Source organism: Pseudomonas fluorescens group sp., from assembly GCF_020093335.1.
Lineage (GTDB): Bacteria > Pseudomonadota > Gammaproteobacteria > Pseudomonadales > Pseudomonadaceae > Aquipseudomonas > Aquipseudomonas petroselini.
This window is the reverse complement of sequence record NZ_JAIOKW010000054.1, coordinates 22,736-30,083: the sequence shown is the minus strand read 5'-3', so window position 1 is coordinate 30,083 and position 7,348 is coordinate 22,736. Positions and strand designations below refer to the sequence as shown.

General features: G+C 59.0%; 6 protein-coding genes. 1 reads left to right on the top strand and 5 read right to left on the bottom strand.

The genetic code is table 11. The features are described from left to right. Together K7431_RS29075 and K7431_RS29070 are read right to left on the bottom strand one after the other, a co-directional pair. Positions 1-663: TPM domain-containing protein (locus tag K7431_RS29075; protein WP_224316758.1), on the bottom strand; the 663-nt coding region annotated here is incomplete at its 3' end. A gap of 18 nt (positions 664-681) precedes the next feature. After that, positions 682-1,293, bottom strand: coding sequence for a LemA family protein (locus K7431_RS29070; protein WP_043204938.1), 612 nt, complete (start codon positions 1,291-1,293; stop codon positions 682-684). A gap of 242 nt (positions 1,294-1,535) precedes the next feature. On the opposite strand from K7431_RS29070, the gene bglX reads away from it, so the two are divergent. Further along, positions 1,536-3,827: a beta-glucosidase BglX gene (gene bglX, locus K7431_RS29065; RefSeq protein ID WP_012722702.1), complete on the top strand. Its 2,292-nt coding sequence runs from the start codon at positions 1,536-1,538 to the stop codon at positions 3,825-3,827. Positions 3,828-4,007: 180 nt separating this feature from the next. Here the strand turns inward: bglX and K7431_RS29060 are convergent, their stop codons facing one another. The 3 genes from K7431_RS29060 to K7431_RS29050 all read right to left on the bottom strand — a co-directional run bounded on the left by K7431_RS29060 (position 4,008) and on the right by K7431_RS29050 (position 7,271). Then, complete coding sequence (locus K7431_RS29060; protein ID WP_012722701.1) at positions 4,008-5,165, bottom strand: phospholipase D-like domain-containing protein; 1,158 nt, start codon at positions 5,163-5,165, stop codon at positions 4,008-4,010. 1 nt (position 5,166) lies between these two features. After that, entirely contained in the window at positions 5,167-5,757 is a 591-nt protein-coding gene (locus tag K7431_RS29055) for a YceI family protein (RefSeq protein WP_012722700.1), read from the bottom strand. A 122-nt stretch (positions 5,758-5,879) separates the two neighbouring features. Then, complete coding sequence (locus K7431_RS29050; RefSeq protein ID WP_012722699.1) at positions 5,880-7,271, bottom strand: hypothetical protein; 1,392 nt, start codon at positions 7,269-7,271, stop codon at positions 5,880-5,882. Positions 7,272-7,348: the final 77 nt, after the last annotated feature.

Below are 7,348 nucleotides of genomic sequence, written 5' to 3'. Positions count from 1 at the left end.
GCCCCCACCACCACCGCCGCGTCCGCTGCTGCTGAGAATCGCCAGCAGGATAGCGCCCACCGGCAGCCCCATACGATGGCACAGCCACAACACGCCGATCAGCAGGATAAACAAGCCGATGGAAAAAACCGGATTATCCTTGGCGAAGTTGGCGTCCGCCACATGGGCCGGCACGGCCAACGGTTCACCGCCGACCACCTGCACCATCGCGGCCACGCCGTCGCTGATGCCTTTGCTGTAGTGACCGGCTTTGAAAGACGGTGTGATCACCTGGTTGATGATCACCCACGACTGCGCGTCAGTGAGCACACCTTCCAGGCCATAGCCGACTTCGATGCGCAATTTGCGCTCATCGCGGGCGACGATCAACAGCGCACCGTTGTCCTTGCCCTTCTGGCCGATGCCCCATTGGCGGCCGAGTTGATAACCGTAGTCCTCAATGGGCACGCCCTGCAGGTCTGGCACTGTGACCACCACGATCTGGTCGCCACGGGTTTGCTCCAGTGCCTGCAATTGCTGGGTAATCTGCTCGCGCACCGCCGGGTCGATCATCTGGGCGGTGTCCACCACCCGTCCGCTCAGCGCCGGGAAGCTCAGTGCGGCCTGGGCCACGCCGACGCAGGCCAACAGCCACAGCGCCAGGCCTATCCGTAATAAACGCATCGACACCTCAGTGCAGCCTTATTTGAACTTCACTTGCGGCGCTTTATCGGCATCGGCACTGGTGGCTTCAAACGTGGCGCGGATCGGCAAGTCGCTGTACATCACGCTGTGCCACAGGCGGCCAGGGAAAGTGCGGATCTCGGTGTTGTAGGCCTGAACGGCCTGGATAAAGTCGCCGCGGGCCACGGCGATACGGTTTTCGGTGCCTTCAAGCTGCGATTGCAGGGCCAGGAAATTCTGGTTGGCCTTCAGGTCCGGGTAGCGCTCGGACACCACCATCAAACGGCTGAGTGCGCCGCTCAAGCCATCCTGGGCTTGCTGAAACTGTTTGAGTTTTTCCGGGTTGTCGAGGGTGCTGGCATCCACCTGGATCGAGGTGGCCTTGGCCCGCGCCTCAATCACGGCGGTGAGGGTGTCTTGCTCATGGGCGGCGTAGCCCTTGACCACTTCCACCAGGTTGGGGATCAGGTCGGCGCGGCGCTGGTACTGGTTCTGCACCTGGCCCCAGGCAGCCTTGGCCTGTTCGTCCAGGGTCGGGATGTTGTTGATGCCACAACCGCTCAGCACTGTGCTGATCAATAGCAAAACCGCGGCTTTCAAGCCCCAGCGGTAACCTTGTGCTGCTTGCATGGTGTTTCTCCTGCCCAATCTTGATGGAATGTTACGAGTGACCCTATACACCGCGCGCTTGGGGCATAATCCGCCACCACTGGAATGCATTGAGCCAATCAGCTACAAAGATGCCCAGCGCGAAAAAGAGTTCAGAGTGTGCTGCATTTATCTGAACAACACCCGAACAACAATAGACGCTCCCCACATTTTGGCCGCCAGCGTTCCCTTGATGCTGCGCAGTGAGCCGAAAAAGGATATTCATGAAAAAGCTGTGTTTGCTCGGCCTTGTTGCCACTCTGGCCACCCACCCCGTCTGGGCAGAAACAAAGCCTGCTGCGCTTAAAGACAAGGACGCCTTCGTCAGCGACCTGCTCAAGCAGATGACACTGGACGAAAAGATCGGCCAATTGCGCCTGATCAGCATCGGCCCCGAGATGCCCCGCGAGCTGATCCGCAAGGAAATCGCCGCCGGCCGCATCGGTGGCACGTTCAACTCCATCACCCGCCCGGAAAACCGTCCGATGCAGGACGCGGCCATGCGCAGCCGCTTGAAGATCCCGATGTTCTTCGCCTACGACGTGATCCACGGCCACCGCACGATCTTCCCGATCAGCCTGGCCCTGGCGTCCAGCTGGGACATGGAGGCCATCGGCCGCTCAGGGCGCATTGCCGCCCAGGAAGCCGCCGCCGACAGCCTCGACATCACCTTCGCGCCGATGGTCGACATCTCCCGCGACCCGCGCTGGGGCCGCACCTCCGAAGGTTTCGGTGAGGACACCTACCTGGTCTCGCGCATCGCCGAAGTGATGGTCAAGGCCTTCCAGGGCGTCAGCCCGGCGAATGCCGACAGCATCATGGCCAGCGTCAAGCACTTCGCCCTGTACGGCGCGGTGGAAGGGGGGCGCGACTACAACGTGGTCGACATGAGCCCGGTCAAGATGTACCAGGACTACCTGCCGCCCTACCACGCCGCGATCAAGGCCGGTTCCGGCGGTGTGATGGTGGCGCTGAATTCCATCAACGGCGTGCCCGCCACCGCCAACACCTGGCTGATGAACGACCTGTTGCGCAAGGACTGGGGCTTCAAGGGCCTGGCCGTGAGCGACCATGGCGCGATCTTCGAGCTGATCAAGCACGGCGTAGCCAAGGACGGGCGTGAAGCCGCGAAGCTGGCGATCAAGGCCGGCATCGACATGAGCATGAACGACTCGCTGTACGGCAAGGAACTGCCGGGGCTGCTCAAGTCCGGTGAGATCGAGCAGAGCGACATCGACAATGCGGTGCGCGAAGTGCTCGGCGCCAAGTACGACATGGGCCTGTTCAAGGACCCGTACCTGCGCATCGGCAAGGCCGAGGATGACCCGGCCGACACCTACGCGGAAAGCCGCCTGCACCGCGCCGACGCGCGCGACATCGCGCGCCGCAGCCTGGTACTGCTGAAAAACCAGAACAACACCCTGCCGCTGAAAAAATCCGCGACCATTGCCCTGGTCGGCCCGCTGGCCAAGGCGCCGATCGACATGATGGGCAGTTGGGCAGCCGCCGGTAAGCCGGAACAATCGGTCACCCTGCTCGACGGCCTCAACGCGGTGATCGGCGAAAAAGGCAAGATCCTCTATGCCCGTGGCGCCAACATTACCAACGACAAGGCCGTGGTCGACTACCTCAACTTTCTCAACTTCGATGCACCGGAAGTGGTGGATGACACCCGTCCTGCCCAAGTGATGATCGACGAAGCGGTCAAAGCCGCCAAGGAGGCTGACGTGGTGGTGGCCGCTGTGGGTGAATCCCGTGGCATGTCCCACGAATCCTCCAGCCGCACCGACCTGAACCTCCCACAAAGCCAGCGTGACCTGATCAAGGCCCTCAAAGCCACGGGCAAACCGCTGGTGCTGGTGCTGATGAACGGCCGTCCGCTGTCGATTCTGGAAGAAAACCAGCAGGCCGACGCGATCCTGGAAACCTGGTTCGCCGGTACCGAAGGCGGCAACGCCATTGCCGACGTGCTGTTTGGTGACTACAACCCGTCGGGCAAACTGCCGATCACTTTCCCACGCTCGGTGGGGCAGATTCCGACCTACTACAACCACCTGACCATTGGCCGGCCGTTCACGCCAGGCAAGCCGGGCAACTACACCTCGCAGTACTTCGATGACACCACCGGGCCGCTGTTCCCGTTCGGCTATGGCTTGAGCTACACCACGTTCGGCCTGTCCGACATGGCGCTGTCCTCCACCACCCTGAACAAGACCGGCAAGCTCGACGCCAGCGTCACCGTGACCAACACCGGCAAGGTGGACGGCGAAACCGTGGTGCAGCTGTATATCCAGGACGTAGCCGGTTCGATGATCCGCCCGATCAAAGAGCTGAAGAACTTCCAGAAGGTCATGCTCAAGGCTGGCGAAGAGCGCACCCTGCACTTCACCATCACCGAAGAAGACTTGAAGTTCTACAACACCCAGCTCAAATACGCAGCAGAACCGGGCGAGTTCAATGTGCAGATCGGGCTGGACTCCCAGGATGTGCAACAACAAACCTTCGAACTGCTCTAAAAATGTGAGAGGGGGCTTGCTCTAGTGAGCGGGCTCGCTGTGGTGAGTGGGCTTGCTGTGGTGAGCGGGCTTGCCCCGCGCTGGGCTGCGAAGCAGCCCTATTAGATCTGCAGTGAACCCGCAAAGGGACACCCCCCACTCACCACAGCCCCCTCACACATTTGATCAGTGGTGTCGGTACTAGCCGCGCCGATCGAGCAAATTCACCACCAACCGATCAATCCACCCCCACACCCGCTGCTTCACCCGCCGCCACAACGGCCGCGCCTTCCACGCCTCCAGGCTCACCGCCTGGCTCTGCGCAAAATCCCGCTCGAAACTGCCCTCCACCGCCCGCGTCAACTCCGGGTCCAACGCCTCCAGATTGGCCTCCAAGTTGAAGCGCAGGTTCCAGTGATCAAAGTTGCACGAACCAATGCTCACCCAATCGTCCACCAGCACCATCTTCAAGTGCAGGAAGCACGGCTGGTATTCAAAGATCTGCACACCCGCACGCAGCAAACGCGGGTAATAACGATGCCCGGCGTAACGCACCGATGGATGATCGGTGCGCGGGCCGGTGAGCAGCAATCGCACGTCGACGCCGCGCCCGGCGGCACGGCGCAAGGCACGGCGCACGCCCCAGGTCGGCAGAAAATACGGGGTAGCCAGCCAGATACGCTGCTGGCTGTTGTTCAAGGCGCGGATCAGCGATTGCAGGATATCGCGGTGCTGACGGGCGTCGGCGTAGGCCACCCGACCAAGCCCCGGCCCGGTCGCCGGTACCTTTGGCAAACGCGGCAAACCAAAATGGGTCGCCGGCTTCCACTCCCGGCGGGCGGCGTTGGCATGCCATTGGCGGTCGAACAGCGCCTGCCAGTCCAGCACCAGCGGGCCGCTGATCTGCACCATCACTTCATGCCAATCGGCGGTGTCTTGCCCTGGCGTCCAGAACTCATCGGTGACACCCGTGCCGCCGACCACGGCGATTTCCTGGTCGATCAACAACAGCTTGCGGTGGTCGCGGTACAGGTTGCGCATCCAGCGGCGCCAGCTCAGGCGATTGTAGAACCGCAACTCCACACCCACGTCGGTCAGGCGTTTGCGCAACCCAAGGGTAAACGCCAGGCTGCCGTAATCATCAAACAGGCAACGCACCCGCACGCCGCGTTCGGCGGCCTGCACCAGGGCTTTCACCATTTCTTCGGCGCAGGCTCCGGCTTCGACCAGATACAACTCCAGATCAACCTGGCGCTCCGCCCGCGCAATGGCCACCAGCATCTGCGGAAAAAAACGCGGCCCGTCGATCAACAACTCGAACCGGTTGGCGCTGCGCCATGGGAACACCGCACCGCTCACGTCAGCGCGCCGTAAAAATCAGCACCGCACCCACCGGCACCGACAAACTGATCGACTTAAGCCCCGCCGCCTTACGCAACATGGCCACGCCCGGTGCCAGGTCGAAGTCCTCCGCGTGCAACACCACCGGCTCCAGGGTCACCACCTGGAAACGCCGGTCATCGAGGCGCGTGGCCAACAGCTCGGCGCTGTAGGTCTGGGTCTTACCGTGCAGGGTGACACTCAGCGGCAAACGCAATTCTAATTGCGCGCCGGGCGCCAGGTCGTTGATGGGTTGCAGGTTGATCTGCGCGTTGATCAGCGCATCGGGGGACGTCTTGATCTCGAACAACTGATTGCGCATGCGCTCATCGCGCAGCGGAATGCCGCTGTTGACCGACTCCAGCTCCACCTCCAATTGCGCGGCGCCCTTGCTGTCGACTTTGCCGTGCAGCACCAGGAAGCGCTGCACCTCAGCGATCTCGGTGTTTTTGGTGGTAACGAAGGAAAGGCGCGAGGACTCGTTGTCCAGGTACCAGTCGGCATGGGCGGGCACGGCGGTGGCGACCAGCAGGGCGAAGGCCATGGCTTTGAATAGGGAGGCGTTGAACATTAAAGACTCGTGGGGCGAAAGAACTGCACGAACCTTAACCGTCCTGAAGACCATTGGGAATGGTGGCGGGTGGGCGAGCGGCCGACAGAGCCTAAACGGCTCTGCCGAAAATGCACTCCAAACTAGCCCTCGGCGATTGACTGAGCCGGGCCGCACGCTTTTTTCTGTTCCTGATACTCGCCTGCCCCCGCATTTTGGAAAATATCTGTCACACCCAAGCTCAGAATTTTCGAGCGTTTGCCCTCTGCCTCTTCTTCCCGTGTGTAAGACCGGTCAAGTTGCGCTACAAAGTAGTAGGTTTTCAGCTTGACGGGCATGCTGAAGTAAAAAGTATTGCGGTCTTTACGGGAAAAACTATAACACCCAGGCGGTTGTTGCAAACCCGCATTCAATAGCTGACCGACAGTCTGATAGTCGAACCCTTGCGGTGCATAACTCCATTTTTTGCTCAGCAAAGGCGCGTCACTTTCAGGTGTCGCAATAAAGTCAACCATGAACTGTGTGCCTTGGTTTTCACGGGCACTATTAAAATAATTTTCCAACATAACCCTTAATGGCATGCTTAACTCAGGCGGCGTATTCGGTAATCTGCAAGCTTCCAACAGCTCAGGCCTGACAATATTCTCGTGATTTTCAATCAGATAATATTCTCGCAGCATTTTCATATCACGCACATTGAGCACGTCCGAATACCGCTTGATCAGATAATCACAGTCAAGCCTGGCCGTTGAAACATCACCGCTGATCAAACTCCTGTCATTATTCGTACGTCGCTCGTCCAATTGCTTTTTAATCGTCAGCTTATCCATCAAACGCATACTCATCACGCCATTTTGTATAGCAATTTCGTCAATCATATTTGTCTTCGACACGACATCAAACTGAGCGATCTTATAGGGCACTCCCTTGATCGTAGAGGTGACATCAAATCGCGTAGGGCCGGCGGAGGGCGTCACAAAACCATGCGAAATAGTGGAGTTCCCGCTCAACGACTTGGCAATTGCATTATCGATATCAACAGACAGCTTACTCACCACTTCCTGACTCGCAATGGGCAGCGACGTGAGAGCAGTTGCAAACCCCAGTGCAACTTCAAAACCTGAGACTTGATGCTCTTCGACGTAAGCCAACTTCACCGTATGCTTACCCTCACCGGCCGTATCATTACGTTCGAAGTCAGTATGAGATAAATAGCCGCCTGTTTGCTTAGTACAACTATTACTGCCCTTATCGTAGATAAATATAGAGATAGGCGCATCATCCAACATGAGCGTCATTATCGACTTATCGCTATTTCTGAATAAAGCCCGACCTAACTTTCCGACAAAACTATCGCGACAAAAACCAATGGGATCGAACGTACTCACTATTATTTTCTGGTAGCCCGGCACAGGCTGCCCCGGTGCCACGTCAGGTCCCACTGAGAGGGTGATCTCCTCCCTCTTGGTCGTTATCCCCGCACAGGAAGCAAGTGATATCGAAAGGGCGCACACCAAGCCGCTCATCATTTTCATGAAAGTCCACTCCATTGGAGAAACACGCGGAGGAGTGCCAATGTAAGAACAGTGGAACACCCGTAGAGGGAGGGGTA

Coding starts and splice junctions, on each gene's coding strand:
- K7431_RS29070 (WP_043204938.1), bottom strand. CDS start 1,293: ATGCAAGCAGCACAAGGTTACCGCTGGGGCTTGAAAGCCGCGGTTTTG.
- K7431_RS29050 (WP_012722699.1), bottom strand. CDS start 7,271: ATGAAAATGATGAGCGGCTTGGTGTGCGCCCTTTCGATATCACTTGCT.
- K7431_RS29055 (WP_012722700.1), bottom strand. CDS start 5,757: ATGTTCAACGCCTCCCTATTCAAAGCCATGGCCTTCGCCCTGCTGGTC.
- bglX (WP_012722702.1), top strand. CDS start 1,536: ATGAAAAAGCTGTGTTTGCTCGGCCTTGTTGCCACTCTGGCCACCCAC.